Raw genomic sequence first — 685 nt, forward strand, 5'->3', positions numbered from 1 at the left:
CTGCGGGAAAAGCTGCTGCATCAGGCCTTTCTTGAGGTTCTTGAGGGCGTCGAGCTTGTGCGACTCCAGCCCGATCACCTCATCAAGGGAGGAGAGGCAGTGGGCGATTTTTTGTTGTTCGTCCCGCTTAGGTGGAAGCGGAACCCAAATCAATCGTAAATTGTCAAGTGTGAGTTTAGGAGGAGCTGCGCCCGTAATATGCTGAGAAATATCAAGAGCCGTTAAATAATTCTCGAGCAATGTGTCAATTGCCAATGTTGGTCGCAATACATGCGCATGATTATTTACCCAATATTGTCCTTCGACGATAAAAGCTGTTTTTTCATAAGGTAACCACTTAGCACCATCTTCACCAATCAAAAGAAGTCGTTCGTCGAAGATATATTGGTCGATATAATCAATCGCACCACTTGCTCCATAATATGGATAAGGACCAGGATTTCGTTTAGTGCGTGCAACGGGCTTGCGAAGGTTATCAAGAACCTCACAAACATCCCCCAACCGCTTCACCTCCCACGCCCCCGCCTCCCGAAACTCAGGAAAGCGCAGCCTGGGCACCAATGACTTTTTCTTGTCGCTTTTACTGCGCATACACTTCCAGCCCTGAAATTTCCTGGCCTTCGGCCTGCTTGAGCAGCAGGGTTGTGAGGTCGTCCATCAGTTCCAGCTCTTTTTGGGCCCGCAC

At 49.1% G+C, this 685-nt stretch carries 1 protein-coding gene; it reads right to left on the reverse strand.

Going from position 1 to position 685, the window contains the following annotated elements:
- Positions 1 to 591, reverse strand: a 591-nt coding sequence (locus ACOCD2_RS24230) for a restriction endonuclease subunit S (protein WP_419626309.1), incomplete at its 3' end; no start/stop codon positions are given.
- Positions 592 to 685: the final 94 nt, after the last annotated feature.

The organism is Thiolapillus sp. (assembly GCF_048562965.1).
Taxonomy (GTDB): Bacteria; Pseudomonadota; Gammaproteobacteria; order Chromatiales; family Chromatiaceae; genus Thiolapillus; species Thiolapillus brandeum_A.